23 protein-coding genes are annotated in these 24393 nt (G+C 67.2%); 17 read left to right on the top strand and 6 right to left on the bottom strand.

The window, feature by feature from the left end; genetic code table 11:
• Position 1: 1 nt before the first annotated feature.
• The 8 genes from AB0T83_RS10665 to AB0T83_RS10630 all read left to right on the top strand — a co-directional run bounded on the left by AB0T83_RS10665 (position 2) and on the right by AB0T83_RS10630 (position 8306).
• The gene (locus AB0T83_RS10665) at positions 2–985 is read left to right on the top strand and encodes an ABC transporter permease (protein ID WP_366193014.1); all 984 of its coding nucleotides are present in this window, start codon (positions 2–4) and stop codon (positions 983–985) included.
• Complete coding sequence (locus AB0T83_RS10660) at positions 982–1965, top strand: ABC transporter permease (RefSeq protein WP_366193013.1); 984 nt, start codon at positions 982–984, stop codon at positions 1963–1965. Before AB0T83_RS10665 ends, AB0T83_RS10660 begins: the two co-directional genes overlap by 4 nt.
• Entirely contained in the window at positions 1965–2279 is a 315-nt protein-coding gene (gene rhaM / locus AB0T83_RS10655) for an L-rhamnose mutarotase (protein WP_366193012.1), read from the top strand. Before AB0T83_RS10660 ends, rhaM begins: the two co-directional genes overlap by 1 nt.
• Positions 2276–3655, top strand: a complete 1380-nt coding sequence (locus tag AB0T83_RS10650; protein WP_366193011.1) for an FGGY-family carbohydrate kinase — start codon at positions 2276–2278, stop codon at positions 3653–3655. Before rhaM ends, AB0T83_RS10650 begins: the two co-directional genes overlap by 4 nt.
• Before the next feature lie 126 nt (positions 3656–3781).
• Positions 3782–4159, top strand: a complete 378-nt coding sequence (locus tag AB0T83_RS10645) for a GtrA family protein (RefSeq protein ID WP_366193010.1) — start codon at positions 3782–3784, stop codon at positions 4157–4159.
• Positions 4160–4172: 13 nt separating this feature from the next.
• Complete coding sequence (locus tag AB0T83_RS10640; protein WP_366193009.1) at positions 4173–5558, top strand: SDR family oxidoreductase; 1386 nt, start codon at positions 4173–4175, stop codon at positions 5556–5558.
• Positions 5555–7180, top strand: coding sequence for a GMC oxidoreductase (locus AB0T83_RS10635; protein WP_366193008.1), 1626 nt, complete (start codon positions 5555–5557; stop codon positions 7178–7180). Before AB0T83_RS10640 ends, AB0T83_RS10635 begins: the two co-directional genes overlap by 4 nt.
• Positions 7181–7301: 121 nt before the next feature.
• Entirely contained in the window at positions 7302–8306 is a 1005-nt protein-coding gene (locus AB0T83_RS10630) for a glycosyltransferase family 2 protein (RefSeq protein ID WP_366193007.1), read from the top strand.
• 6 nt (positions 8307–8312) lie between these two features.
• On the opposite strand, the gene AB0T83_RS10625 is transcribed toward AB0T83_RS10630, so the two are convergent.
• Positions 8313–9065, bottom strand: a complete 753-nt coding sequence (locus tag AB0T83_RS10625; protein ID WP_366193067.1) for an FkbM family methyltransferase — start codon at positions 9063–9065, stop codon at positions 8313–8315.
• Positions 9066–9517: 452 nt separating this feature from the next.
• Here AB0T83_RS10625 and AB0T83_RS10620 point away from each other — a divergent pair, with 452 nt between their 5' ends.
• On the top strand, positions 9518–11182 hold the full coding sequence (locus AB0T83_RS10620) for a cadherin-like domain-containing protein (RefSeq protein ID WP_366193006.1): 1665 nt from the start codon (positions 9518–9520) through the stop codon (positions 11180–11182).
• Positions 11183–11248: 66 nt separating this feature from the next.
• On the opposite strand, the gene AB0T83_RS10615 is transcribed toward AB0T83_RS10620, so the two are convergent.
• From AB0T83_RS10615 to AB0T83_RS10605, 3 genes are all read right to left on the bottom strand, one after another.
• Complete coding sequence (locus tag AB0T83_RS10615; protein ID WP_366193005.1) at positions 11249–12412, bottom strand: MFS transporter; 1164 nt, start codon at positions 12410–12412, stop codon at positions 11249–11251.
• A gap of 557 nt (positions 12413–12969) precedes the next feature.
• Positions 12970–13581 (bottom strand): enoyl-CoA hydratase/isomerase family protein, encoded by a 612-nt coding sequence (locus tag AB0T83_RS10610; RefSeq protein ID WP_366193004.1) that lies wholly within the window; start codon positions 13579–13581, stop codon positions 12970–12972.
• Positions 13578–14333, bottom strand: a complete 756-nt coding sequence (locus tag AB0T83_RS10605; protein WP_366193003.1) for an SDR family oxidoreductase — start codon at positions 14331–14333, stop codon at positions 13578–13580. The genes AB0T83_RS10610 and AB0T83_RS10605 overlap by 4 nt, the downstream gene beginning before the upstream one ends.
• Before the next feature lie 114 nt (positions 14334–14447).
• Here AB0T83_RS10605 and AB0T83_RS10600 point away from each other — a divergent pair, with 114 nt between their 5' ends.
• The 6 genes from AB0T83_RS10600 (at position 14448) to lpxK (ending at position 20975) form a co-directional block, all read left to right on the top strand.
• Positions 14448–15971 carry a DUF2125 domain-containing protein gene (locus AB0T83_RS10600; RefSeq protein WP_366193002.1) on the top strand — a complete coding sequence of 508 codons (1524 nt, stop codon included), beginning with the start codon at positions 14448–14450 and terminating at the stop codon, positions 15969–15971.
• Between the two features lie 110 nt (positions 15972–16081).
• A complete protein-coding gene (locus tag AB0T83_RS10595; RefSeq protein WP_366193001.1) occupies positions 16082–17431 on the top strand; it encodes a TldD/PmbA family protein in 1350 nt (449 codons plus the stop codon).
• Complete coding sequence (locus tag AB0T83_RS10590) at positions 17418–18215, top strand: 3'(2'),5'-bisphosphate nucleotidase CysQ (protein ID WP_366193000.1); 798 nt, start codon at positions 17418–17420, stop codon at positions 18213–18215. The genes AB0T83_RS10595 and AB0T83_RS10590 overlap by 14 nt, the downstream gene beginning before the upstream one ends.
• A 194-nt stretch (positions 18216–18409) precedes the next feature.
• On the top strand, positions 18410–18655 hold the full coding sequence (locus tag AB0T83_RS10585) for a DUF4170 domain-containing protein (RefSeq protein ID WP_366192999.1): 246 nt from the start codon (positions 18410–18412) through the stop codon (positions 18653–18655).
• An 8-nt stretch (positions 18656–18663) separates the two neighbouring features.
• On the top strand, positions 18664–19974 hold the full coding sequence (locus AB0T83_RS10580) for a 3-deoxy-D-manno-octulosonic acid transferase (protein WP_366192998.1): 1311 nt from the start codon (positions 18664–18666) through the stop codon (positions 19972–19974).
• Positions 19974–20975 (top strand): tetraacyldisaccharide 4'-kinase, encoded by a 1002-nt coding sequence (lpxK, locus tag AB0T83_RS10575; protein WP_366192997.1) that lies wholly within the window; start codon positions 19974–19976, stop codon positions 20973–20975. The genes AB0T83_RS10580 and lpxK overlap by 1 nt, the downstream gene beginning before the upstream one ends.
• Before the next feature lie 18 nt (positions 20976–20993).
• On the opposite strand, the gene AB0T83_RS10570 is transcribed toward lpxK, so the two are convergent.
• The gene (locus tag AB0T83_RS10570; RefSeq protein ID WP_366192996.1) at positions 20994–21614 is read right to left on the bottom strand and encodes a DsbA family protein; all 621 of its coding nucleotides are present in this window, start codon (positions 21612–21614) and stop codon (positions 20994–20996) included.
• Positions 21601–22161: a DUF721 domain-containing protein gene (locus AB0T83_RS10565; protein WP_366192995.1), complete on the bottom strand. Its 561-nt coding sequence runs from the start codon at positions 22159–22161 to the stop codon at positions 21601–21603. The genes AB0T83_RS10570 and AB0T83_RS10565 overlap by 14 nt, the downstream gene beginning before the upstream one ends.
• 81 nt (positions 22162–22242) lie before the next feature.
• Here AB0T83_RS10565 and mutY point away from each other — a divergent pair, with 81 nt between their 5' ends.
• Both mutY and AB0T83_RS10555 read left to right on the top strand, forming a co-directional pair.
• On the top strand, positions 22243–23307 hold the full coding sequence (mutY, locus tag AB0T83_RS10560; RefSeq protein ID WP_366192994.1) for an A/G-specific adenine glycosylase: 1065 nt from the start codon (positions 22243–22245) through the stop codon (positions 23305–23307).
• A 79-nt stretch (positions 23308–23386) separates the two neighbouring features.
• Positions 23387–24391, top strand: coding sequence for an SLAC1 anion channel family protein (locus tag AB0T83_RS10555; protein WP_366192993.1), 1005 nt, complete (start codon positions 23387–23389; stop codon positions 24389–24391).
• Positions 24392–24393 lie beyond the last annotated feature (2 nt).

Below are 24393 nucleotides of genomic sequence, written 5' to 3'. Positions count from 1 at the left end.
GATGTTGAAACGGCTTCTGGCCTCGCGCGAGGTCATCCTGCTGGGCGCCATCGGGGTGCTGCTGGCGCTGATCGCCACCCGCTTTCCCGGTTTCGTGACGCCCTCCAATCTGGCCGGGGTGTTCAACGACACCTCGCCGCTGATCCTGCTGGCCGTCGGCCAGATGATCGTGATCCTGACCAAATGCATCGACCTGAGTGTCGCCGCCAACCTGGCGCTGACCGGCATGGTGGTGTCGATGATCAACGTCGCCGCCCCCGGCCTGCCCATCGTGGTGATCCTGCTGGTGGCCGTGGGCCTTGGCACCGCCCTGGGCATGATCAACGGGCTGCTGGTGTGGAAACTGGCGATCCCGCCGATCGTGGTGACCCTGGGCACCATGACGATCTTCCGGGGCATGATCTTCCTGCTGTCGGACGGCAAATGGGTCAACAGCCACGAGATGAGCGAAGCTTTCAAGGCCTTCCCGCGCGCCCAGGTCCTGGGCCTTCCGATGCTCAGCTGGATCGCCATCGCCGCCGTCATCCTGTTCACCCTGGTGATGACCCGCACCACGCTGGGCCGTGCCTTCTATGCGGTCGGTGGCAACCCGCACGCGGCCACCTACACCGGTCTGAACGTGGGCAAGACCCAGTTCTGGGCCTTCGCCATCTCGGGCGCGCTGGCCGGGTTGACCGGTTACCTCTGGGTGTCGCGCTATGCGGTGTCCTATGTGGACATCGCCGGCGGCTTCGAGCTTGACGTGGTTGCCGCCTGCGTGATCGGCGGCATCTCGATCGCCGGCGGCATCGGCACCGTGGGCGGCGCGCTTCTGGGCGCCCTGTTCCTGGGGGTCATCAAGAACGCCCTGCCGGTCGTCAACATTTCGCCCTTCTGGCAGCTTGCCATCTCGGGCAGCGCCATCATCATCGCCGTCGCCTTCAATGCCCGCGCCAATCGCGAGAAGGGTCGGATCATCCTGAAATCCGCGGAGCACACGGCATGAGCCTCACCGAGCGTTACATCCCCGACCGGCTGCAATCACCGCTGGCCACCCGACTGAAAAGCTGGGAAAGCCTGCTGCTTCTGGTGGCCATTGCGATCTTCATCGCCAACAGCTTTGCCTCGCCCTACTTCCTGAACGCCTGGAGCCTGAGCGACGCAACCTTCAACTTCACCGAGAAGGCGATGATCGCCTTCGCCATGGCGCTGCTGATCATCTCGGGCGAAATCGACCTGAGCGTCGCCTCGATCATTGCGCTGGCCTCCACCGCCATGGGCGCGGCGCTGCAACTTGGCGCCGGCACCCCGGTCCTGATCCTTGTGGGTCTGGGCACCGGGCTGCTGTGCGGCGCCTTCAACGGCGTTCTGGTGACTCGGCTGGGGCTGCCCTCCATCGTCGTGACCATCGGCACCATGAGCCTGTTTCGCGGCATCAGCTATATCGTGCTGGGCGACCAGGCGTTCCGCGGCTACCCGGCGGATTTCGCCTTCTTCGGACAGGGCTATGTGTTCTGGGTGGTGTCCTTCGAATTCGTGCTCTTCGCCCTGCTCGCGATCATCTACAGCGTCGTGCTGCACAAGACCAACTTTGGCCGCACGGTCTATGCCATCGGCAACAATCCCACCGGCGCGCTGTTCTCGGGCATCCGGGTGGCGCGGGTGAAGTTCATCCTGTTCCTGCTGACCGGGCTGATGGCCGGGGTCGCCTCGATCTGCCTGACCTCGCGGCTGGGCTCGACCCGGCCGTCGATCGCCACCGGGCTGGAACTGGAAGTCGTGACCATGGTCGTGCTGGGCGGCGTCAACATCCTGGGCGGGTCCGGCACCATCCCCGGCGTCTTCATCGCCGCCTTTGTGATGGGGCTGGTCACCTTCGGTCTGGGCCTGCTGAACGTGCCGGGCATCGTCATGTCCATCGTCATCGGCGCCCTGCTGATCGGCGTCATCGCCCTTCCCCGCCTTTGGGCAATGTGGAGGAAATGATGGAGAAGTTCGCCTTCAAGATGCACCTGACCCCCGGCTGCGAAGCGGAATACAAGGCGCGCCACGATGCCATCTGGCCCGAGCTTGTCACGCTGCTGAAGGAGGCCGGGATCTCGGACTACTCGATCCATCTGGATCCCGAGACCCATACCTTGTTCGGCGTGCTCTGGCGCAGCGACGATCACCGCATGGACGATCTGCCCACAACCCCGGTGATGCAGAGATGGTGGGCCCATATGGCCGACCTGATGCGCACCCATGAGGACAACGAACCCGTGGCGGTGCCGCTTGTGCCCGTGTTTCACATGCCATGACCCAGGGACATGTCGCCGTCATCGACATCGGCAAGACCAACGCCAAGCTGGCGCTGGTCAATCTGGCCGACCTGTCGGAAATCGCCGTGGTCACACGGCCCAACATTGTGCTGCCCGGCCCGCCCTGGCCGCATTTCGATGTGGACGGGCATTGGGACTTCCTGCTGGAGGCATTGACCCGGTTTCACGCCGAACACGGGATCGACGCCATCTCGATCACCACCCATGGCGCTTGCGTGGCGCTTCTGGACGCCCATGGCGACCTCGCCGCGCCGATCCTGGACTACGAACATTCCGGCCCCGACGATCTGGCCGAGGACTATGACCGCCTGCGGCCAGAGTTCTCCGAAACCGGCTCTCCGCGGCTGGGCATGGGGCTGAATGTGGGCGCGCAGCTGCACTGGCAGTTCGCCACCGATCCCGGCCTGAAGGCACGCACCGAAACGATCCTGACCTATCCGCAATACTGGGGCGCCCGGCTGACCGGGGTCACGGCGGCGGATGTCAGTTCGCTGGGCTGCCACACCGATCTGTGGGACCCGCGCGCCCGCGGGTTTTCCTCGCTGGTCGACACGCTGGGCATCGCTGACAAGCTGGCCCCGGCGAGGCCCTCGGCGGATGTGCTGGGCCCAATCCTGCCCGAGATCGCGGCACGCACCGGGCTGGCGCCAGACACGCCGGTGCATTGCGGCATCCATGACAGCAATGCCTCGCTGCTGCCGCACCTTCTGGGCAATCCCCGGCCGTTCTCGGTCATCTCGTCGGGCACCTGGGTGATCGTCATGTCCGTGGGCGGGCAAGAGGTCGATCTGGACCCGTCGCGCGACACGCTCATCAACACCGACGCCTTCGGCAACCCGGTGCCCTCGGCCCGCTTCATGGGCGGGCGCGAACACGATCTGGCCAGCGGCGGCACCTATCCCGAGCCGACCGAGGCCGACATCGCCGCGGTGCTGTCGGGCGGTGTGATGCTGTTGCCCGCCGTGGTGCCAGAAACCGGCCCGTTCCGGGGGCAGGACGCACATTGGTGCGGGGCCGAGCCCGAGGTCGGCACTGGTGTCCGGGGCGCAGCAGTGGCCTTCTACCTTGCACTGGTTACCGCGCGGTGCCTGGACCTGATCGGTCACGACGGCCCGATCCTGGTCGAAGGCCCTTTTGCCCGCAACCGTTGCTATGGCCGGATGCTGTCGGTCGCCACCGGATCACCGGTGCGCGCCATGCACGGCTCTACCGGCACCAGTCAGGGCGCGGCCCTGCTGGCCGGCCCGGCACCGACCGACACCGCTTCGGCCGGGACCGCACCCGGCGCGCCCGCCGTGCCCACCGCGGCCGAGCAGGCTTATATCACCGATTGGAACGCGCGCAGCGGCCCCTGAACACCGTCGCGGGGGCAGCGCGCTACGACACAACTTTAAGCTGTGATGTGTCAGTTCACCGCTTCCGCCAACAAGGGGACCCCATTATAGTCCTCTCGTTGGTACCTTTGTTGGAAAGTGGCGAGTATGCGTAGCCTGATCACCTTTGGCTTCATGGGCGGGATCGTGACCTGTGTTCACATCGCCGTTGGCCTGTTCTGTGTTCATATCCTGCACATGGAGGCGTTCTGGGGCAATCTGGTGGCCTTCTGCACCGGGTTTTTCCTGTCCTACTACGGCCACCGCCATGTGACCTTCCGGTCGCAGGCGCATGTCTCGCATTCGATGCCGCGATTCTTCGTGATCTCGGCGATCAACCTCGTCATCAGCCAGATGAGTGTCGTTGTCATCGTCGACATGGCCGGGCTTTCCTATAATTTGGCGCTGGCGGTGATGATCGTTCTGGTCAGCAGCTTCGGCTACTTGGCTGGACGGTTCTGGGCATTCAGCGACGGTGAATTCTGAAGGAGACGGCGCCATGAAGCTTTTCGTGACAGGCGCCAGCGGCTTCGTCGGACGGCAGGTCTTGCGGCGTCTGGCAAGGCGCCCCGAGGTCACCTGCACCCTGCTACTGCGCGACCCGGCGGCCCTGCCCGACCTGCCCGCCAATTGCACCGCCATCAAGGGCGATCTGGACCGGCCTGACAGCTATCGCGCCGCCCTTGAAGGCGCAGACCGCGTGCTGCACATGGCCGCCCTGACCGGCAAGGCGGCACCCGACGACTATGCCGCCGCCAACCAGCAGGCCACCGAAGCACTGACCGAAGCCGCGAAGGCCGCAGGGGTCGAGGCGATGATCTTCGTCAGCACCATCGCGGCGGGCTATCCCGACAAGCGGCATTATCCCTATGCGCAGACCAAACAGGCCGCCGAGACAGCACTTGCCGCCAGCGGTCTGCCGCACACCATCCTGCGCCCGACGCTGGTCTTCGGGCCGGGATCGCCCATCGCCGCGACGCTGGGCAAGATCGCCGGCGCGCCGATCATCCCGCTGCCTGCGCGCGGCGGCCCGGTGGATGTGCAGCCGGTGCATGTGGACGACGTGGCCCGCGCCATCGAGGCGCTGATCGACGTCCCGGCCACGGGCGAGGTTCTGGACCTGGGCGGGCCGGAGCGGCTGAGCTTTCGCGATTTCCTGACCCGGATGCACGCCGAGATCACCGGCAAGACCCCGAAGTTCCTGCCGCTGCCCCTGACCCCGCTGCAAGCCCTGCTGGCGGCGATGGAACCGCTGGCCCGCCCGGTCATGCCCGCCACCGCCGGGCAGTTCGCGGTCTTCGCCAATGATTCCGCCGCCCGCGACAACTGGCTGATGGATCGGCTGCGGCCCGAGATGGTCTCGCTGGAGGACATGCTGGCCGAGGCGATCTCGGGCGATCCGCCGCCGCCCCCTGCCCGCGCGCCCAGCGACGCCATGCCCCCCGATCCCGAACCGCGCGACACGCTGGTACAGGAATGCCGGGACATCAGCCGCCATCTGTGCGGCACCCTGCCCGGCCCGCAGGCCGAGGTCGCCTATCTGGACGGGATTGCCCGCTTCGCCCTGACCCCGGCACCGGGCAGCTTCGATGCAGCGGTGCTGCGGTTTTCCCGTCGCAGCCCGATGGCCCTGAGCCTGATGGACGGCTACACCAGCTTCTTCGCCCGCAAGAGCCTGTTTCGCCGCCGCCTGATCCTGCTGCTGGCCATCGTCGAGAAACTGCCGCCCACTGCGCGAGCGTTCCAGACCGTGCCCGCCGAGGGCCCGCTGCGCGCCACGCTGGTCACCGGGTTTCAGGGGCTGCGCGGACTGGCCACCATCGTGGCGGGCGGCATCGCCGCGCTGATCCTGTCGCTCACGCATCGCGGCTCCGGCCCAGCATGAGCGTTCTGGTCGTCGGCGCCGGGGCCAGCGGCCTGCATGCGGTCCAGACCCTTCTGGAACGCGGCGCGCAGGTGACGCTGGTCGATGCGGGCGGGCTGCACGGCGGCTATCCCCTGCGCGACACCCCGTTTTCGGAATTGCCCGAGGCACTGGATGATCCCGCCGCCTTCTTTCTGGGCACGGATTTTCAGGCGGTGCATCTGCCCGACCCCGGTGGCGCGCGCGAATACTATGGCCTGCCACCGTCCAAGGATTTCGTGTTCCAGCCCGCGCCCCAGCCGCGCGTGCTGACAGGAGACGGTTTCGCGCCCCTGCGCAGTTTCACCACGGGCGGGCTGGCCGAAGCCTGGACCGCCGGCGCCTATCCTTTCGATGCCGCCGATCTGGACGGGTGGCCGATCACGGCGCGGGATCTGGCGCCCTATTACGATCTGGTGGCCCAGCGGATCGGCATCGGCGGCGCGCCCGATGACCTGTCTCCGCACCTGCCCCTGCACGCGCACCTGCATGACCCGGTGACACTGGATCGCGCCAGCGCGACCCTTCTGGACAGCTACACCACCCGGCGCACGGCCTTGCAAAAGGCCTTGCCCGGCTTCCGCCTGGGCCGATCCCGGCAGGCCACGCTGGCCGAGGATCGCGAGGGCCGGTGCGGCTGCACCCTTTGCGGGCGCTGCCTGTGGGGCTGCCCGACCGGCGCGCTTTATACACCGGGGCAGACCCTGGTGGCGCTTCTGGATCATCCCGGCCTGACCTACCTGCCGCATCTGGCCGCCGAAGCGCTGGAGGGCGACGGCACGGGCCGCATTGCCACCCTGCGCGTGCGCCGCCGCGACGGTGCCACGCTGCACCTTAAGGCCGACCGCTTCCTGCTGTCCTGCGGCACGTTGGAAACCGGGCGGCTGGTGCTGCAGACGCTGGCCGAGCGCAATGACGCAGCACCGCGCCTGACCGGGCTGATGGACAACCGGCAGGTGCTGGCCCCCTTCCTGAACCTGGCCATGCTGGGGCGCGGCGCGCCCGTGGATGCCTACCAGTATCACCAGCTGGCCATGGGGCTGGCGGCCACCCCGGACCGGCCCTATGTGCACGGCCAGATCACCACGTTTACCGCCGGCGACCTGCATCCGGTGCTGCAACAACTGCCGCTGCCGCTGCCGGCGGCCAGCGCGGTTCTGGCGCGGCTGCGCAGCGGGCTGGGGGTGGTGAATCTGAATTTCCACGACACCCGGCGCGACGGCAACTGGCTGACGCTGGAGCCCGGCACCGACGGCCCGGTGCTGTCGGCCCGCTATCGCCCGCCCGCGGGTGAACGCCCGCGCATCCGCGCCGCCCTGCGCGACCTTGGCCGGGCCTTCCGCATGATGCGCGCCCCGCTGGCGCCGGGCATGACCCACATCCGCCCCATGGGCGCCAGCGTGCATTACACCGGCACCCTGCCGATGGCGCAGGCCGAGACCCCGCTGACCACATCCCCCGATGGCGCCCTGCGCGGGTTCACCAATGTGCATGTGGCCGATGGCTCGGTCTTCCCGGCGCTGCCGGCCAAGAACCTGACCTTTACCCTGATGGCCAATGCCGCCCGCGTGGCCGATGCCCTGCCACTGGCGCAGCGCACCTGACAGGGAATGTAAAAATGCCGCTGATCTCTTGGCTTGGGGATGCGCCCGTAACCGATTAGAACGGATATGACGCGGCGTCCATTTTGCGCGTCAAGACTGTGTTTTCAGGAGGTTTCCAGGGGTGTCCGCCACGTCGACCAGACCAAAAACGCCGGCCCTTTCGGTCGTCTCCCCCTGCTACAACGAAGAGGCCGTCCTGCCCGAGTTGTACCGCCGGGTCACCTCGGTGTGCCGCGAGACCGTGGGCGAGGATTATGAAATCGTGCTGGTGGATGACGGCTCGTCCGACCGCACCCGCGCCATGATGGAAGAGCTCAGCGCCGCCGATCCGCATGTGGTCGCCGTGATCCTGTCGCGCAACCACGGCCACCAGCTGGCCCTGACCGCCGGGCTTCAGATCGCCCGGGGCGACCGCATCCTGATCCTTGATGCCGATTTGCAGGACCCGCCCGAGCTGCTGCCGAAGATGATGGCGCGCATGGATGACGGCGTCGACGTGGTCTATGGCAAGCGGACCGAACGGCGCGGCGAAACCGCCTTCAAGGTGCATTCGGCCCGCCTGTTCTACCGGGTGCTCAACAAGCTGGTCGAGATCGACATTCCCACCGACACCGGCGATTTCCGCCTGATGAGCCGCCGGACGCTGGATACGCTGAACCAGATGCCCGAGCACCACCGCTTCATCCGGGGCATGGTGTCGTGGATCGGGTTCCGGCAGGAGCCGCTGGAATACATCCGCTCGGAACGGCTGGCTGGGGAAACCAAGTACCCGTTCCGCAAGATGGTGCATTTCGCCGTCGATGCCATCGCCGGGTTCTCGGTGCTGCCGCTGAAGATCTCGTTGTGGCTGGGGATCATCTGCGCCGTGATCGGCGTGATGTTCATGGGCTACACGGTCTGGGGCTATCTGTCGGGCAATGTGGTGCAGGGCTGGACCACCACCATGACCGCCGTGCTGATCCTGGGCAGCGGCCAGTTGATGATGCTCGGGGTGATCGGTGGCTACCTGGGACGGCTCTACATGCAGTCCAAGAACCGCCCGCTTTACATCATCGACCAGATCATCTGCCAGCCGAAGGGCAACGCCGCGCGCGAGGACGCGGACCGGGACGACCCCGCCGCCTGACCCGGGTCAGAAGGCCTTTGCGGCCAGTTGTTCGAACGGCTTGCGCGGCAGGCTGTCGAACCCCGGTAGGCTCTCGTGCACATAGAAGGTGTCGTACAGCGAATTGCGCACAAAGTGATAGCCGTTGGCGAACAGGATCTCGTTCAGCTCGGGTGTCGGGCGTTCCACCGTCATCGTCAGGAAGATGTAGCGATCGAAGGGAAACTCCCGCAGGATCCGGGTTTCCGAGCCTTCCACGTCCAGGCTGAAATAGTCGATGACCCTGGGCGCATCGTAACGGTCGAAGATCTCGGCCAGCGGCAGGGTTTCCACCGACACGATCCGCCCTTCGGCGCGGGCCTTGTCCATCGCCACCTTGTCCGGGGCATGGTCGGCCTCTTCCACCACCAGGCTGGAGCGTTGGCCGTCAAGGTAGAACTCCAGCTTGCCCGCCACCGGATCGACCGCCAGCGGCACGCAGGTGCAGGCGCGCTTGGTCACCTCGGTCAGTTTCCTGTAGTTCACCGGGTTGGCCTCGATGCACAGCCCACGCCAGCCATAGCGTTTTTCCAGCACGAAGGTATTGGCTTCCGAGAACCCGTCGAAGGCGCCCAGTTCCACGAAGAACCCGCCGGTCTTGCCCTTGAACACCTCGTCGATGACCCAGCGATCCTGGCCGCGATCCGACATCCGGCGCGGCACGATCCCGAACCAGCGATAGGCAGTCCAGTACAACAGGTTTTTCAGCCACATCACTGCGGAAAACGCCACGTAGGCCACGCGCGCCAACGAGGAATGCCTGTCAAGAAACGCCGTTATTCCGCCCAATACGCCCTCCGAAACCCAAGTCATCAATCCGCGCCGTGCCAGCATTGCCCAGAGGTCTGGCTACCACAAAAACTATTCTGCCAAAGAGTGGCTTTTCCATACCCCCCCTCGCAAGGGGCCGACTTGACGCAACGCCAATTGAACGGGATGTCCGGCGCCGGCGCAAGGCCTCACCCCCCGTTCTGGTTAAACCGAAACCGCCTGCCCGGGCCGCGCCTTTTCCTTCTGGAAACCTGAATTCAATGATCCTCATCATGGGGTTAACCATTTCACGACGGTATAATGGGGAAGTTGGGGTCCGATTGTACCAATTTTTATGCTTACATAGGAATACGTATGATTGTCGACCGAAAGTTCCCGAGTATCGGCGTTATTTTCACCACTTTCTTCGGGAGGATCTTCTCATGTCTACCACAACTGGACTCACCATTGCCGGCACCCCGGCCAATGAAGACATCCATGGCACCCGGTCCGACGACATCCTGAGCGGCGGGCCCGGAAGCGATACCGTGCGCGGGCGACGTGGCGACGATCTTTTGATCTATCATGTCGAAGCCAACGCCGGAGCCGGGGACACCTATGACGGCGGCATCGGGTTCGACACCATCCGCCTGATGATGACCTCCGACACCTGGGCCGACCCTCAGGTGCAGCTTCAGGTGGCCGCCTATCTGGCCTTCCTGTCGGCAGTCACCGATGGTCACACCCAGGACGCCGAGAAGGAGTTCTTTACCTTCACCTGCTTCGAGGGCCAGTCCCTGCGCGTGAACCGCGTCGAGAAGCTGGAACTCTTCGTGGATGGCGTTGAGATCTCGCCCGAGGACGATCCCGTCGAGGCCAATGACGACATCGCCGTGGTGACCGAAGACGGCCCGGTGCTGACCGGCAACGTCCTGACCAATGACAGCGTGCCCGACCTGGTTGGCGGGGTTGTGCTGGTGCAAGGGCCGGCCCTTGGCAGCCTCGTGCTGAACGATGACGGCAGCTACAGCTATGCGCTCGACAACAGCAACCCGGCCATCCAGGCGCTGAACGATGGCGACACGCTGACCGACAGCTTCACCTACCTGGTGTCGGATCTGGACGGCGACAGCGATTTTGCCACTGTCAACATCACCATCAACGGTGCCGACGACGGCGTGTCGGGGGTGATGGATGTGCAGGGCGGATTCCAGATCTTCAGCAACGCCAACAGCACAGACTATCGCTGGGTCACCGTCGACGGCGGGCTGCAGGCCAGTGGACTGGAGGACAATGACCTGGCTTCGGGCGTCGTATCCGAACTGTCGGGTCTCGACGGCAACTTGGTGTCCTACGACTATGACAACAACCCTGATCTGACCGGGCGGGGCAGGATCGAAGGCGAAGGCGGAACCGGGACATTCTCGCTCAAGTCGCTTGATCTGAGGCAAGTGTTCGACCTGGACGGCGACGGTTGGTCGGTTCTCTTTACCGGTTCAAACGGGGCGACTCACAGTGTTTCAGTCCCCGGCGGCTCGCTGACAGGCGACTACGGCACCGTGGATTTCGGCACCATGTTCACCGACGTAGCGTGGGTGGACTGGGACTTCGACGGCAACTTTGACGGCGACACCACATTGGGCGACGACGCGGACTGGATTCGTATCGACAATATCGTCTTCGAGAATCTGCAAGGCACGACGCCCTACGTTCAAGGCGGTGATCCCAATTTGATCGAGTTTGAAACAGGCTTCCGGGTTGTCGGTGGCCAGCACGAAGAAGACGGGTTCATATTCGCCAGTCTTGGGACATCGCGCCACCAGATCACGAACTACAACCCCGACCCGGATTTCGAGTTCTACAGCAATGCCAACAGTTCGACTTATGTTCTCAGCCGTGCTGATGGTGCGAGTTTCGATCTGAACGGGTTCCAGTTGATCCAGAACAACGGGGGTTTGCTGCTCACGGCCTCCAACGGCGCCGTTCTGAATCTCACGGCAACCACCGTTGGCGACATTGTTCTGGACGACAGTTTCCACGATGTCGACGCGGTGACGTTCGAGGCTGCAAACGCCACCTTCCTGCTCGACGACATCGCCATCGCCTGATCACCGGCGTCCCCCAGTGGCCCTCTCCATCCGGAGGGGGCCACAATTCCGCCCCGTCGCCCGCGCCTAGCCCGTCGCTGAAACCTCCACCGGGGCGGTTCTCAGCGTCCGCGCCAGAGCGACAATCAGCAGCGGCATCAGCGCCAGCAGCCCAAAGGCCACTCGCAGCGACGCCAGTTCTGCCACGAAGCCGATCACCGGCGGCCCCAGCAGGATGCCGCCGTAGCCCAGCGTCGCGACACTGGCGATGGCCGCTCCGGGCGCGATGTCGGGGTCATTGGCCGCGCGCGAGAACGCCAGAGGGAAGATCAGCGCATAGCCGATGCCCAGTATCGCGAACCCCAGCAGCACCATCCAGAAGCTGCCCGAGAACACCACCGCCAGCGCGGTGCCGAAACAGGCCGCCAGCCCGGCCAGTTGCGCCGCCCGCACCGCGCCGAAATGCAGGATGATCCGGTCGCCCATCAGCCGCACCGCCACCATCGCGACCGAGAAGGCGGCGAACCCCAATGCCGCGCGCGCCTCGCCAACGCCGGTCGAGACGACCAGGAAGATCGCGCTCCAATCCGCCATTGCGCCCTCGCCCATGGCCGAGCAGAAGGTCATCAGACCCACCGCCAGAAGCGCTCCGCGCGGCAGCGCGAACACCGGGCTGCCAGTGGTGGCCGCGCGTCTTGGCGACGTCCAGCCGATGTTCCCGGTCCACAGGCAGCCGACGGCCATGGCGCCGCCGACCAGCAGGAAATGCGCCGCGGGGCCCAGCCCCGCCTGCACCGCAAGATATCCCGACCCGGCCCCGATCCCCGCCCCAAGGCTGAACATGGCGTGGAACGACGACATGATCGGGCGGCCGACATGGCGCTCGACCTCTCCGGCCCAGCTGTTCATCGACACGTCCAGCCCGCCGAACAGCGCCCCGCACAGCAGCAGCGCCACGGCCAGCAGCCAGATCGAGGGCGCCAGCCCGAGGGCGAACAGCGTCAGGGTATAGACCGCGCCCAATCCCAGGCTGACCCGCCCCGCGCCCAGGGCATCCGACGCCCGCCCCGCCAGCGGGAAGGCCACGATCGCCCCCGCCGCCAGCAACAGCAGCAACAGGCCCAGCGTACCGGGACCAAGCGCATGCTTGTCGGCAATCGCCGGGATCCGCGAGGCCCAGATGCCGTAAAGCCCGCCATTCAGGAAGAACAACGCGCTCACCGCGCGCCGCGGCGTGCGCAGCTCAGCCATGGCGCGCCTCACAGGCGGTCGCTCCACCATCCGGCAAAGCCTGCTTCGGGTCGGTTTCAATTGGTAACATTGGACACCTTCCTGCTTTCATCTGGGCGTCCATGCACCAAACGCTTGCGGCTTGTCATCCCTTCTATGTCTGCAGCCGTGCGTCAGGGCGGGTCCACGTCGCGATCCAGACCGAGGCCAGGCTGATTCGGGTGGCGCCTTGCACCGCGGCACAACCGGGCCGGGCATCGCCTCCCGGCTTCGCGCATTGCGCGAGCGCGGCCTTAACCATGCCAAAAGCTTGGCACAGGTCGAAAAACACACGGATACCGCGCATTTAGCAGAAATTTTCATGTATTTGCAGGCGGTTGACGCGGGGACCGGGACCGGGAAAGTGACCGGCGCGTTAACGATTATGGCGCAGGCCCCCTCGCCGCGCCCCGCCGCGGATTTTTACACAGGAACTACCTTCGGTCGGGCACCCTCTTAGCCTCAACTCTCAACTCCTGCCCGGCCGAGGGGCACAGCAAAAAGAACCGCAAGATCAGGTGCCTGGCCTTTGCGCCGCCTCAGCCCGAAAGGGTCTTGATGGCGGCGATGTGATCGGGCGCCGCCGCCAGCGCCGCTTCGGACAGTTCGGCCACCGTGGCGCCCAGCGCCGCGCGCGGAACGATCCGGTCCACCAGCCCCCAGGCCAGCGCCTCCTCGACTTCGATCTTTGCTCCGGCCAGCAGGATCATCTTGGCCCGCGCCGGGCCGACCAGCGCCACCAGCCGAGGGGGATCCGAAGGCTGCGGCAGAAATCCCAGCCGGGCCACCGGGTAGAAGAACCGGGCTTCCGGCACCGCGATCCGCAGATCACAGGCCAGCGCCATCCCGAATGAACCGCCCGCCAGCGTCCCGTTCAGCGCGGCGATGGTCAGGCAGGGCAAATCCGCGATGGCGCCCGACAGCCGCTCCCAGACCGGATCGACCGCCAGACCGGCCTTCGCGGCCTCCAGATCGGCACCCGCCGAAAACACCTTGCCGGCGCCGGTCAGGACAAACACCTTCGCCCGGCCCCGCGCCTCTTCGGCAATCTCGGCGATGCGGGCCAGCATCTCGGGGGTGACGGAATTGGCCTTGTCGGGCCGGTTCAGGGTGACGGTCCACAGATCGCCCTCCCGCGTCAGATCTATCATGCGTCCAATCCCATGCGGCGTCGGAGCGCTTCATCGCGCAGGGACACCTCGGTGCCAACCAGATCATCCGCCGCAGGCCCCGCCAGCCAGACCAGAGCCTTTGCGGGCCAGTCCGCCGGGATATGTTCGGACCAGTCCAGCTGGCTCACCCGGTTGACGCCGCTGGCCTTGATCTGGCTCTGCATCTCGGTGGCAACGGTGCCCGGCGAGAGGCCGATGGCGCGCACCCCGGCCTCCCCGGCCTCCAGATGCACCTGTTCGGTCAGCATCTTCACCGCGGCTTTCGAGGCGCAATAATGGCTCCAGCCCTCCATTGGCCGCGATGCCGCGCCCGACGAGATCGTCAGGATCGTCCCGCGCCCGCGCCCGATCATGCCCGGCAGCACCGCGCGCATGCCGTGATAGACCCCAAGCGTGTTGATCTCCTGCACCTTGGCCCAGTCTTCCGGATCGCTTTCAACCAGCCTTGCGATGGGCTCGATCACACCGGCATTGTTGACCAGCACCTCGACCGGGCCGTAGGTGGCCTCGGCCGCATCCACCGCCGCCGACACCTCCCAGTAGCGCGACACATCGCAGGGCACCGCCAATGCAGTCTCGCCGATCTCGCCCGCCAGATCCGCAATCGGCTCGCGCGAGCGCGCCAAAAGCACCACATTTGCCCCCGCCCGCGCGAATTCCCGCGCCGCCGCCGCGCCAATTCCCCGGCTTGCCCCGGTAATCAGGACAGTTTTTCCAGAAACGTGATCCATGTCCTCTTTCCTCTGCCGCCGGGATGCCCCACCTTTCAGGCAGACATCATTCCGGCCGAAGTCTGGCCCAGCCCGACCCGGACTGCAACAAACACCGCCCGACAGAGGTTTTTCATGCCCGCACTTCGCACCGCCCCCGCGCGCCTTGCCCTTGCCGCGTTCCTCGCCTCCACAGCGCTTTCCGCGCAGGCCGAGATCACTCCGGACGCGCTCTGGCAGCGCTGGCAGGAAAGTATCACCAGCGAAGGCCGCAGCATCACCGCCGAACGCAGCCAGCCCGACGGCCGCGCCCTGAGGCTGGAGGGTGTGACCGTGACCCAGCCCCTGCAAGACGGCAGCGTTCTGACCGCAAGGCTGGACACGGTCGCCCTGCAGGACGGTGGCAACGGCACCGTCACGGTGGCCATCGCGCCGGGGCAGGAACTGCGCATCACGACCGGTGGCAGCGACACGCCCGCCGACACTCTGTCGGCCCGTTTCGATCTGGGTGGCGACGGGCTGACCCTGTCGGTGGCCGGCGACATCACCGCACCCGACTATGCCTTCGCCTCGGACAGCTTCCAGATGCGCCTGACCGAACTGGTGCAGGATGCCACCCCGCTGGAGGCTGCGGGCGACCTCACGCTGGACCGGCTTGCGGGCACCGTGGCGGGCACCGACCCCGCGGCGGGCGCGCCGCTGTCGACCCGTTTCACCGCCGGACGTGCGGCCATGACGCTGGACCTGACCGACCCGGCCACCGGCGTGACCTCCAGTTCGGCCACAGCACAACAGGATCTCGACGGCGCGGCCAGCTTCGCCCCCGGCACCGGGACCGACACATGGTCGCTGACCGGCAGCTTCACCGCCGGGCAGGCCGAGACCCGCTCGCTGCAGACCAGTGCCGAGATCGGCCGGGTCGAGACCACCTCGCGGCAGGACAGCACTGCGGCGCGGCTTGCGGTGGACCCAACGCGCGCCTCCTATGACGTGACCGCGAAAGGGCTGGCCTTCACCTTTGCCTCCGACCAGTTCCCGCTGCCGCCGATCAATGTCACGCTGCCCGAAATGGTCGCCGCACTGACCATCCCGCTGGCCGCGGCCCCCGAGGCGCAGATCGCCCGGCTGGGACTGAAACTGTCGCAGCTCAGCCTCGACGACACTCTGTGGAACCTGCTCGATCCGGGCCGCGCCCTGCCCCGCACGCCCGCAGATCTGGACCTGGATGTGGAAGCCGACGTGATGGTGCGCGACACGGTCCAGACCCCGGCGCCGCCCGCCCCCGGCCTGTCGGCACAGGCCCAGCCCGACGCGCAACTTCCCGACCTGCTGCCGACAGGCTTGCGCATCCACACCCTGACGCTCGGCTTCGCCGGCGCCGAGGTTTCCGCCACCGGCGACTTCACCGTCGACATGATGGGCGATCCCCCCGCCCCCAACCTGACCCAGCCGGTGGGCCAGTTGAACCTTTCGGCCACCGGCATCGTCACCCTGCTGCAGCAGCTTTCGGCGGCGGGCCTTCTGGCCAGCGATCAGGCCATGGGCGCGCAGATGATGCTGGGCATGTTCACCACCCCCGGCACCGGCGACAGCCTGACCTCGACCATCAAGGCCGAACCCGGCGGCGGGCTGGTGATCAACGGCAACCGGGTGCGCTGACCGGCGCGGCGCTGCGGGTTTGAAAACCCGGGCCGAAGCCGCTACCTGTCTGGCATCCTGACCCGCGCGGGGCCGCCTTGGGCTGCCCTGCGCCCGATCGAAAGAACCTCATGTCCCCGGATCGCCTTTCCGACCTGACCCAAGCCCTGCTCGATGCCGCCCGCAAGGCCGGCGCAGAGGCCGCCGATGCGCTGGCGCTGGACGGCACCTCGCTGTCTATCGGCGTGCGCAACGCCGCGTTGGAAGAGGCCGAACGCGCTGAGGGCACCGACATCGGCCTGCGCGTGCTGGTCGGCCAGCGGCAGGCCTGCGTGTCGGCCTCCGACACCTCCCCCAACACGCTGGCCGCCATGGCCGAACGCGCCGTCGCCATGGCCCGCGAAGCCCCCGAGGATCCCCATATCGGGCTGGCCGATCCGGCGGACCTGTGCCGCGACCGCGATGCCACGGGCCTTGATCTGGCCGACCCGGCAGCCGAACCCGCCCCCGATCACCTGCGCGATCTGGCCTGCCGCGTCGAGGCCGCCGCGCTGGCGCATCAGGGCATCTCGCAAGTGTCCTCGGCGCAGGCCACCTACAGCCGCCGTCGCGTGCATCTGGCCGCCAGCAACGGGTTTTCAGGCGGCTACACCCGCACCGGCACCGGCCTGTCCTGCGTCGCCATCACCGGCACCGGCACCGGGATGGAACGGGACCATTTCGGCGACATGCGCGTCTACGCCGCCGACCTGCTCAGCCCCGAAGAGATCGGCACCACCGCCGCCGAACGGACCCTCGCCCGCGCCGGGGCGCGCCAGCCGAAGACCGGCAGCTACCCGGTGCTGTTCGACGAACGCATCGCGGCCACGCTGATCGGCCACCTGCTGGGCGCGGTGAACGGCACCGCCATCGCCCGTGGCGCCTCCTGGCTGCGCGACGCGCTGGACCAGCCCGTCTTGCCCGCCGGGCTCGACCTGATCGAGGATCCGCGCAAGCGTCGCGGCCATTCTTCGCGCCCCTTCGATGCCGAAGGGCTGGCCGCCACCCCGCGCGCCATCGTCAGGGACGGCGTGTTGCAGGGCTGGACGCTGGACCTGGCCACGGCGCGCCGGCTGGGCCTGTCCAGCACCGCCAGCGCAGCACGCGGTCCGTCCTCGCCGCCCAGCCCCAGCGTGACCAATGTCGCCCTGACACAGGGCGCGCAGACCCCGGCCGAGCTGATGGCCCAGATGGGCACCGGCCTGCTGGTCACCGGGCTGATCGGTGCCACCATCAACCCCACCACGGGCGACTATTCGCGCGGCGCTTCCGGCCTCTGGATCGAAAACGGCGTGCCCGCCTACCCGGTCAACGAATGCACCATCGCGGGCAACCTGCGCGACATGCTGGGCCGCCTGATACCGGCCAATGACGCGCGCCCGCACCTCAGCCGCGTGGTCCCCTCGCTTCTGGTGGAGGGCATGACCCTTGCCGGCGCCTGACACGCGGACCCCGACCGCGCAGGAGGATCTGGCGCTGCTGTGCCGGGCGGCCGAACACGCCGGCGAGATTGCCCTGCAATTCTTCCGTCGCGACCCGAAAACCTGGGAAAAGCCCGGCGCCGGACCGGTGACCGAGGCCGATTACGCGGTCAACAGCTACCTCGCCGAAACCCTGCAGGCGGCCCGTCCCGGCTATGGCTGGCTCAGCGAGGAAACCCCCGACAACACCGAGCGTCTTGACCGCGACACGGTGTTCATCATCGACCCGATCGACGGCACGCGGTCGTTCCTGCAAGGCAGCGGCAGTTGGGCGCATTCGCTAGCCGTGGCCCATCGCGGCCAGGTCATCGCCGGGGCCGTCCACATGCCCGAGCGCGGCTTCACCTTCACCGCCACCCTGGGCGGCGGTGCCTGGCTGAACGGCGCGCCGCTGACCGCCAGCCCGCGCGCCGCGCTGGACGGCGCGACGCTTCTGGCCAACAAATTCAGCCTGGCCTCGAAATACTGGCCCCACGGCCTGCCGCCGGTCCGGCGCCACTACCGCCCCTCGCTGGCCTACCGCCTGGGTCTGGTGGCCGAGGGCCGCTTCGATGCCATGCTGGTGTTCCGCGACACCTGGGAATGGGACATCGCCGCCGGCAGCCTGATCGCGACCGAGGCCGGCGCCCGCGTCTCCGACCGCCACGGCCACGCGCTGCGCTTCAACACCGAACATCCGGTCTCCTCCGGCCTGATCGCCGGCGGCCCGGCCATCCACGGGGCGCTGATGCATCAACTGGGCTGACCCTTCCCTTTTTCTTGTCTCAAATACTCCCGCCGGAGGCGGCCCGTCGCCAGCCATACGCCAGCCATACGTTTTCCAGACCGTTTCCAACCCCGTTTCCAAGCCCGTTCCCGGCCCTGCGACCCGCCCACTTCTTGACCCTGTGCCGCAAATGCACAATGGTCGCCCAAACCGAAATCACAAAGGCTTGTCCCATGGCCCAGCGGCTGCATCTCGTCTTCGGCGGCGAACTCGTCGACCCGTCCAAAACCCAGTTCAAGGATGTGGACAACATCGACATCGTCGGCATGTTCCCGGATTACAAAAGCGCCTATGACGCCTGGAAATCGGCCGCGCAGCGCACCGTGGACAATGCCCATACCCGCTATTTCATCGCCCATATTCACCGCCTGCGGGATGAAGAACTGGCGGCCTCATCGACCGAAGAACTGGGCGACTGAGCCCGCCCATGGGCTTCACGCCTGCCCTTTGCGCCTATCTGGCGTTTTCCTCCCATGCCACCGGCTATGGCAACCGGCTGCTGGCCCGGCGCCTGGCCGATGGCCGCGAATCCGCCGCCCGGATCGAGGAACGCAAGGGCGGTGCCTCGGTGCCGCGCCCCGAGGGCCGGCTGGTCTGGCTGCACGCCGCCTCGGTGGGCGAATCCCTGTCCCTTCTGGAAGTCATCAAGCGGTTGGGGGAAACCGATCCCGAGCTGAGCTTCCTGATCACCACCGGCACCGTGACCTCGGCCGATATCCTCGCCGCCCGCCTGCCGCCACGCACCACGCATCAGTTCATTCCCATCGACTTCCGTGCCTTCGTCCGCCGCTTCCTCGATCACTGGCGACCGGATCTGGCGATCTGGACGGAAAGCGAGCTTTGGCCCGCGCTGCTGACGGAAACCAACGGTCGCGGCATCCCGCTGTTGCTGCTGAACGCCCGCATGTCGGCGCGCTCGGCCCGGCGCTGGCGCTGGATGCCCGGCACGGCACGCGCGTTGATGCGCTGTTTCACTGCCGTGCAGGCGCAGGACGACCGCACCGCCGCAGCCCTGCGGCGCATGGGCCTGCCGCGCGAGAAGCTGGCCGTCACCGGCACCCTCAAGGAAGGCACCCCGCCGCCGCCCTGCGACGAGGCCGAACGGTCGCGGCTAGACAAGCTGATCGGCGACCGTCCGGTCTGGGTCGCGGCCTCCACCCATCCCGGCGAGGAAACGCAGGTGCTGGACGCCCATCGCACCGCCCGTCGCGGCTCCCATCGGCTGCTGCTGATCCTGGTGCCCCGCCACCCCGAGCGCGGCGACGAGGTGCAGACCCTGGCGCAGGCCGCGGGCTTCAGCGTCACGCGGCGCAGCACCGGACAGGATCCTGCCCCCGACACCCAGGTTCTGCTGGCCGACACGCTGGGCGAGATGGGCTTGTGGTACCGCCTCGCCCCGCTCAGCTTCGTGGGCGGCTCGCTGGTCGATATCGGCGGCCACAACCCGTTCGAACCCGCCGCCCTCGGCTCGGCCATCATCCACGGGCCGCATGTGCGCAACTTCCGCGACATCTATCAGCGACTGGGGGCCTTCGGCGGCGCGCGTGAGGTCACCGACGCGCGCGAGCTGGCGCAGGCGGTCACCGATCTGATACGCCCCGACCTTCGGGCACCCATGGCCTATGCAGCCTGGGAAATCAGCTCCAGCGGCGCGGATGTCACTGACAAGGCGCTCGCGCTGATCCTGGATCATCTGCCCGGCGCGCCCGCCCGCCCGGATGGCAAGGACACCCCCTGATGCAGGCGCCACGGTTCTGGCAGGCCCCGCCCGAACGCCCCGGCTGGCAGGCCCGGATGCTGGCCCCGCTGGGCGCGCTGTATGCGGCAGGTACGGCGCGGCGGTTGCGCAAGGGCACGCCGCAGCGCCTGTCGGTCCCGGTGATCTGCGTCGGCAACCTGAACGCCGGCGGCACCGGCAAGACCCCCACTGTCATGGCCCTTGTGGAACGGTTGCGCGCGCGCGGGCTGTCTGTAGCCATCGTCAGCCGGGGCCACGGCGGATCGGAAACCGGCCCCTTGCAGGTGGATGACCGCCGCCACACCAGCACGCAGGTCGGGGACGAACCGCTGCTGTTGTCCGCCTTCGCCCCCACCTTCGTGGCCCGCGACCGGGCCGAGGGCGCCCAACTGGCGGTCGCCAGCGGGGCGGATGCGATCATTCTGGACGATGGATTCCAGAATCCCTCACTGGCCAAGGATCTGTCCATTGTCGTGGTCGATGCGCGCGCGGGCTTTGGCAATGGCCGTACGATCCCGGCGGGCCCTTTGCGCGAACCGGTGGCGACCGGACTGGCGCGGGCCGACCTGCTGCTGTCCATTGGGGCCGAAGACGATCAGGCGGCGTTCGATGCACAATGGGCGGCACAGATCCCGGTGCCACGGGTCCGCGCACATCTGGAACCGTTGCAAACCGGCATGACATGGCAAGGGCTGCGGGTGCTGGCCTTCGCGGGCATCGGCATCCCCGAGAAATTCTTCCGCACTCTGCGCAGCCTCGGGGCAGATCTGGTGCAGACCGTGCCGCTGGCAGATCATCAGGCCCTGTCACCAGCCCTGCTGACCCGGCTGGAAACCGAGGCCAGGGCGCGGGGCCTGCAACTGGTGACCACGGAAAAGGATGCGGTGCGCCTGCCCGACCGGATGCGCGGGCAGGTTCTGGCCCTGCCGGTGCGGCTGAGCTTCACCGATGAGGCCGCCCTGTCCGAAGCGCTGGACCGGCTGCCGCGCAAGGCTCGATAGCCCGGCGCGGCCTGCCGGTTATTTCGCCGCGAGCTTCTCGTCCAGAAGGGCCGCGAAATCGTCGTAGTTCATGTTGGAATACAACTCGCCCTCGATCACGAAGGACGGGGTTCCCGAAATGCCGTCGGCCTTGGTGTTGGCATCGTTCCACGCCACCAGCGCCTGCGCCTTCTCGGCGTCTTGCAGGCAGGCGTCCAGCTGGTCGTTGCTCAGCCCGGCGGTACGTCCGATGCGGCGCAGGTTTTCGGCAATCTGGGCAGGCTCGCCCTGTGTCCACTCACGCTGACCGGTATAGACCAAGTCGGCCACGCCGAAATACCGCATCTCGCCGCCACAGCGCGCCACCATCGACGCCCACAGGCCATATCGGTCGAAATACACCTCGCGATGGATGAAGCGCACCTTGCCGGTGTCGATGTAGGTCTTCTTCAGGTCCTTGAAGGTGGTGGCGTGGAAATTGGCACAATGGGGGCAAGTGAAGGACGCGTATTCGATCACCGTTACCGGCGCGTCCGGATCACCCAGAACCATGTCCTCGATCTCGGTAATCTCGGCAAGGGCGGGACCGGCAAGACCAAGACCGGCCGCCAGGGCGGTCACGGAAACGAGGCCATTGGCCAGAAAATCACGACGAAGCATCAGGGTCTCCTTGGGGATTGCGGCGCGCATGAACACGCGCGCCAAGTCCGGCCAGCGCCGCGCGCAAACCGGGATCAGAAATCTCTTCCGCCACTTCCGCACCGCGCGCCTGCGCCTCGGGGTCGGGCGATGCGGGCCTGGGGTCGGGACGCCGGGCCGGGCCGTCAAAGCCCGCCTGCCCCTCGCCAAAGCCGGTGGTGGCGGTTTGGGTGATGCGGATCTGGGACACGGCGTTATAGCCGTAGCAGGCATTCACCCGGTCCCGGATCGCCGGCAATTGCGGTTGCAGCATCGGCCCGGCGGCGCCGCGCGCCAGCAAGGTCAGGGTCGCGCCCATGCCCTGTCGCGCATAGCCGACCTTGACCGGACGGCACAGGCGGGCAATGTCGGGGCCGACCACCTCGGCCCAATGGGTGACAAGGCGGCTGACCGCAAAGCCACGGCTTTCACTGGCGCGCTTGATCTGCGGCTGCACAAGGCCACCGGCCTGGGAAAATCCCTTGCTCCATCGCCGCTTGCGCTTGCCATTGTATCCGGTTTTCGACATCAGGCCCTGTCCGCTTTCGCGCGCCATCCTAACTGAGCTGTATCCAAGGACCAGACCCAAACCGCAGGAGCCGCCTGACAGTTGTGTGACCATGTTCTCTCTGCCCGTCTGCTGGACTGGTACGACACCCATGCCCGTGCGCTGCCATGGCGCGTGCCGCCGGACCAGTCGCGGCTGGGGCGGCGCGCCGATCCCTACCGTGTCTGGCTGTCCGAGGTCATGCTGCAGCAAACCACCGTGGCGGCCGTAAAGGCCTATTTCGACACTTTCACATCGCGCTGGCCGCGAGTTCAGGATCTGGCCGCCGCCCGGGACGAGGACGTGATGGCCGCCTGGGCCGGGCTGGGCTATTACGCCCGCGCCCGCAACCTGTTGAAATGCGCCCGAGTGGTGGCCAACGAACTGGGTGGTCGATTTCCCGACACCCGCGAGGGTTTGCAGGCGCTGCCGGGGATCGGCCCCTACACCTCGGCCGCAATTGCCGCCATCGCCTTCGACCAGCCCGCGACGGTGGTCGACGGCAATGTGGAGCGGGTAATGGCGCGCCTGCACGCGGTGCAGACCCCGCTGCCCGCCGCGAAGCCTGAGCTGACCGCGCTGGCGACCACCCTGACACCTCCGGACCGCTGCGGAGACTACGCGCAGGCGGTGATGGATCTGGGCGCCACGATCTGCACACCGCGCAATCCGGCCTGCGGCCTCTGCCCGTGGCGGACGGATTGTGCCGCCCACGCCCTGGGCATCGCCGCCGAGCTGCCGCGCAAGACCCGCAAGGCGCCCAAGCCGATCCGGCTGGGCACCGCTTTTGTCGGGCGTCGAGCCGATGGGGCGTGGCTGCTGGAACGTCGCCCGCCCTCGGGTCTGTTGGGCGGCATGTTGGGATGGCCCGGCAGCGGCTGGTCCGAAAATCCTGCGGCGGTGCCGCCCCCGGCACCTGGACGCTGGACACCCCTGAATGGCGAAGTGCGTCATACCTTCACGCATTTCCACCTGCGCCTGCAACTCCAGGTGGCGCATCTGCCCGAGGCCAGCACGCCAGCACGCGGGCAGTTCATCGCGGGCGACACCTTCGATCCCAACGATCTGCCCACCGTCATGGCCAAGGCGTATCACCTGTCGCGCGACTGGTTCGACGCCTCGGACTGACCCGAGGCAATTCGGACACTGGCGAAGCGGGGGGCGCCCTTGCTATGGCAGAACATATTCAAGGAAAGCCGTGCATCCCATGACCGAGCCTACGCCCTCTGCCCCGCCCGTCGATCGTCTGGCCCGCTGGCCCATCGGCCTCTTTCCCGCCGTCATGGGGCTGTTCGGCCTGAGCCTGGCGGTGCAGGCCAGCCTTGCCGGCATGGGCGCAAGCCCGGCGCTGTCTTGGCCCTTTGTGCTGCTGGGGCTGGCAGGCCTGCTGGGGGCGCTTGGCGGCTATGGCCGGAAGTTTCTGCGCCACCGCGCGGCGGTCGTGGCCGATTGGAACACTCCGCTGCAACTGGTGTTCTTTCCCGCCATTGCCATTGCCACGATGCTGGCCGGAACCGCGCTGATCCCGCTGCTGCCCGGTCTGGCGCGCTGGATCTGGATCCTCGGGGCCGTGGCGCAGGCCGGGCTGAGCCTGGGTGTCCTGTCGGCCTGGACCGGCGCGCGCGAGTTTCAACTGGCGCAGGTCTCGCCCGCCTGGTTCATCCCGGCGGTGGGCAATATCGTCGCCCCGATCGGCGGCGGACAATTGGGATATGAAATGATCTCATGGGTGTTCTTCGCGGCGGGTCTGGCCTTCTGGCTGATGCTTCTGCCGCTGGTGTTCCTGCGCCTGCTGACCCTTGGCCCGCCACCGGCGCCGCTGCGCCCGACGCTGGCCATCCTCGTCGCCCCCCCGTCGGTTGGTGCTGCGGCCTGGATGTCGGTGACCGGGGCCGTCGACACGGTGGCGCTGATCCTTCTGGGCATGGGGCTGAGCTTTGCCCTGCTGGTCGCGGTGCGCATGCCGATCTACCTGAAACAGCCGTTTGGCCTGCCGCATTGGGGGCTGACCTTTCCCTGGGCGGCGCTGGCCGCGGCTTGCCTGCGCATCGGCAGCCGCCTTGAAATTCCGGCCCTCGTCTGGCTTGGCAACGGGCTGACGCTGGCGCTTGCGGGGTTGATCGTCTGGCTGCTGGTGCAAACCGGGCGCGCCCTGCACGACGGGCGGCTGTTCGCCGCCCCGCCCCCTGCCCCTGCCCCTGCGACAACCTGAAA

This window comes from Meridianimarinicoccus marinus, from assembly GCF_040689105.1.
GTDB lineage: Bacteria > Pseudomonadota > Alphaproteobacteria > Rhodobacterales > Rhodobacteraceae > Meridianimarinicoccus > Meridianimarinicoccus marinus.
Note: the sequence above shows the minus strand (reverse complement) of the source record. Positions and strands in the feature narration are given on the sequence as shown.

What these genes read in the sequence shown, in the direction of transcription:
- AB0T83_RS10665 (WP_366193014.1), top strand. Translation starts at nt 2, where the DNA reads ATGTTGAAACGGCTTCTGGCCTCGCGCGAGGTCATCCTGCTGGGCGCC.
- AB0T83_RS10660 (WP_366193013.1), top strand. Translation starts at nt 982, where the DNA reads ATGAGCCTCACCGAGCGTTACATCCCCGACCGGCTGCAATCACCGCTG.
- rhaM (WP_366193012.1), top strand. Translation starts at nt 1,965, where the DNA reads ATGGAGAAGTTCGCCTTCAAGATGCACCTGACCCCCGGCTGCGAAGCG.
- AB0T83_RS10650 (WP_366193011.1), top strand. Translation starts at nt 2,276, where the DNA reads ATGACCCAGGGACATGTCGCCGTCATCGACATCGGCAAGACCAACGCC.
- AB0T83_RS10645 (WP_366193010.1), top strand. Translation starts at nt 3,782, where the DNA reads ATGCGTAGCCTGATCACCTTTGGCTTCATGGGCGGGATCGTGACCTGT.
- AB0T83_RS10640 (WP_366193009.1), top strand. Translation starts at nt 4,173, where the DNA reads ATGAAGCTTTTCGTGACAGGCGCCAGCGGCTTCGTCGGACGGCAGGTC.
- AB0T83_RS10635 (WP_366193008.1), top strand. Translation starts at nt 5,555, where the DNA reads ATGAGCGTTCTGGTCGTCGGCGCCGGGGCCAGCGGCCTGCATGCGGTC.
- AB0T83_RS10620 (WP_366193006.1), top strand. Translation starts at nt 9,518, where the DNA reads ATGTCTACCACAACTGGACTCACCATTGCCGGCACCCCGGCCAATGAA.
- AB0T83_RS10615 (WP_366193005.1), bottom strand. Translation starts at nt 12,412, where the DNA reads ATGGCTGAGCTGCGCACGCCGCGGCGCGCGGTGAGCGCGTTGTTCTTC.
- AB0T83_RS10610 (WP_366193004.1), bottom strand. Translation starts at nt 13,581, where the DNA reads ATGATAGATCTGACGCGGGAGGGCGATCTGTGGACCGTCACCCTGAAC.
- AB0T83_RS10605 (WP_366193003.1), bottom strand. Translation starts at nt 14,333, where the DNA reads ATGGATCACGTTTCTGGAAAAACTGTCCTGATTACCGGGGCAAGCCGG.
- AB0T83_RS10600 (WP_366193002.1), top strand. Translation starts at nt 14,448, where the DNA reads ATGCCCGCACTTCGCACCGCCCCCGCGCGCCTTGCCCTTGCCGCGTTC.
- AB0T83_RS10595 (WP_366193001.1), top strand. Translation starts at nt 16,082, where the DNA reads ATGTCCCCGGATCGCCTTTCCGACCTGACCCAAGCCCTGCTCGATGCC.
- AB0T83_RS10585 (WP_366192999.1), top strand. Translation starts at nt 18,410, where the DNA reads ATGGCCCAGCGGCTGCATCTCGTCTTCGGCGGCGAACTCGTCGACCCG.
- AB0T83_RS10580 (WP_366192998.1), top strand. Translation starts at nt 18,664, where the DNA reads ATGGGCTTCACGCCTGCCCTTTGCGCCTATCTGGCGTTTTCCTCCCAT.
- lpxK (WP_366192997.1), top strand. Translation starts at nt 19,974, where the DNA reads ATGCAGGCGCCACGGTTCTGGCAGGCCCCGCCCGAACGCCCCGGCTGG.
- AB0T83_RS10570 (WP_366192996.1), bottom strand. Translation starts at nt 21,614, where the DNA reads ATGCTTCGTCGTGATTTTCTGGCCAATGGCCTCGTTTCCGTGACCGCC.
- AB0T83_RS10565 (WP_366192995.1), bottom strand. Translation starts at nt 22,161, where the DNA reads ATGTCGAAAACCGGATACAATGGCAAGCGCAAGCGGCGATGGAGCAAG.
- AB0T83_RS10555 (WP_366192993.1), top strand. Translation starts at nt 23,387, where the DNA reads ATGACCGAGCCTACGCCCTCTGCCCCGCCCGTCGATCGTCTGGCCCGC.